Raw genomic sequence first — 1,839 nt, forward strand, 5'->3', positions numbered from 1 at the left:
GTGTCCATTCACGGGTGCGCAGGGGTAGCCCGCTGACCTTGGGGTTTGTGTTGCGGGGACGCGCTGTGGTCGTTGCTTGATCCTGGTGGTTGGGCGTGGATGATCAGAGCTGTGGCTGAGTCGTCCGCGTCGTCGTGGGAGTCGCGTCTCGCGGCTGCCGAGACGCGGATCGAGGAACTCGCCGCCGGGCAGGCCGCGTCGGTGGCGGCGAACGAGCGGTTGGCGTCGGTCAACGAGCGGCTGCGTCGGGTCGTGGAGGACTCGGCCGCGCGGCATGAGGTGGAGCTTGGCGCGGTGCGCGCCGAGCGGGACCGGGCCGTGCGGCGGGTCGAGGAACTCGAGCTCGAACTCGCCGAGCTGCGTCGGCGGTTGTCGATGGACAGTACGAACTCCTCTGTGCCGCCGTCGAAGGAGCCGATCGGCGCGCGGGAGAAGCGGAAGGCTGAGCGGCGGGCGTCGTCGGAGCGGGTCCGGTCGAAGGAGACGAAGCCTGGTGGGCAGCCGGGTCATCCGGGGTCGGGGCTTTCCCGGGAGGCGGAGCCGGACCGGTCGTTATCGGCGGACCCGCCGTCGGAATGTGCGTCGTGCCAGGCGGATCTGTCCGACGCGATGGTGCTGGCGGACGGGTGGGCGCAGGTCTGGGACCTGCTCGAACCGGTGCTGGAGAAGGTCGAGTGGGTGCTGCCGCGGCGGCGCTGCGCGTGCTGCCGGAAGGTCACCACGGCGGCTGTTGCGGGGGTGCGGCACGCGGCGGCGGGCGGCGTGGCCTACGGGCCCCGGCTGCACGGCGCGGCGGTGCTGCTCGCCTCGGAGGCGAACGTGCCGGTCGAACGGGCCGCGACGGTCATCGACGCGCTCCTCGGAGTGCCGGTCTCGGCCGGGTTCGTCGCCCGCGCGAACGAACGCCTCGCTGGGGATCTTCAGGCCGCCGGGTTCGACGAGGCGATGAAGGCCGCGCTGCGCGGCGAGCCGGTGCTGTGCGGCGACGAGTCGCCGGTCAACGTGCTGCGCAAGGATCTTGACGAGGCCACCGGCGCTGTCCTGTCGGGCACCCCGCACCTGCTGGTCGTGCGCACCCCGACGCCCGGGCTGGTCTGGTACGCGGCGATCAGCTCCCGGTCGTCCGAGGCGATCGACACCACCGGCGTCCTCACCGGCTGGCACGGCCTGTTCACCCGGGACGACTACGCCGGCTGGCACCAGTACGACCCCACGCTCGCCGGCGTGCAGCTGTGCTGTGCCCACCTCATCCGCTCGCTGCGGGCGGTGCTGACGCTCGCGCCGAAGGTCCAGAAGTGGGCGGGTCGGCTCATCGACCTGCTCCGCGAGGCCGGCCACCTCGTCGCCGCCGCCCGCGCCGCCGGCAGGAACCGCCTGGACCAGAAGACGATCGACGCGCTGCGGACCCGTTACGACGCCGACGTCCGCATCGGCGAACTGACGAACATGTCCCGCCCCTGGACCGACGAGAAGAACCATCCCGGCCTGGTCCTGGCCCGACGGCTCGCCGCGAAGGCCGACCAGGTCTGGCTCTTCACCACCAACTTCGCCATCCCCTGGACCAACAATCCCAGCGAACAGGCGATCAGACTCCCGAAACGGCACCAGGCCGTCTCGGGCTACTGGCACACCCCGGCCACCCTGGCCGCCTACCTCCGCGTGCGCTCCTACCTCGTCTCCGCCCGCGACCACGGCCTGACCGCCATCGACGCCATCCGCCTCGCCCTCGCCGGCACACCCTGGCTGCCCACCCCGCGCACGGCCCGCCCCACACACACTCTCGCCGCCTGAACCACCATCAACACGGAGCTACTCAACCCACCACCCGTGAATGGACAC

The 1,839-nt window shown here is 71.8% G+C and carries 1 protein-coding gene; it reads left to right on the forward strand.

Going from position 1 to position 1,839, the window contains the following annotated elements:
* Positions 1 to 99 precede the first annotated feature (99 nt).
* On the forward strand, positions 100 to 1,791 hold the full coding sequence (gene tnpC, locus AC6EXY_RS33180) for an IS66 family transposase (protein WP_101833704.1): 1,692 nt from the start codon (positions 100 to 102) through the stop codon (positions 1,789 to 1,791).
* Positions 1,792 to 1,839: the final 48 nt, after the last annotated feature.

The sequence above is a fragment of the Frankia sp. RB5 genome (assembly GCF_059816245.1).